General features: G+C 46.0%; 1 protein-coding gene. It reads right to left on the reverse strand.

Annotated features, from left to right (window positions below; genetic code table 11):
• Positions 1–341: hypothetical protein (locus Q5762_RS37580; RefSeq protein ID WP_315896801.1), on the reverse strand; the 341-nt coding region annotated here is incomplete at both ends.

Genomic DNA, 341 nt, shown 5'->3' on the forward strand with positions numbered 1-341 from the left:
TAATCACCCGCTCAAAAATATTTAAGGTATCAATACCTGGCAAGGCATTTTGGAAGTCAAACAATTGCTTACGCTTCACATACATAAATACACCGCCAGCCAGTGCTACCGCACTCATTAACAACGGCAAATTAAAGCCATGCCAGATAGCTAGACTATATTCTGGTAATGGACCAGCCAACACCGCTGACGACGCGGCTTGCAATAAACCGCCAACGACTAGCGCAGGGGCTATACCGACAATCAGGCAAAGTGCGACTAAAACTTCCACAGGTAAACGCATCAAGTGCGGTGGTTCATGCGGCGTTTTGGTTAAGCCTTTAGGCTGACCATTAAAAAAC

The sequence above is a fragment of the Streptomyces sp. P9(2023) genome, assembly GCF_032436795.1.
Lineage (GTDB): Bacteria > Actinomycetota > Actinomycetes > Streptomycetales > Streptomycetaceae > Streptomyces.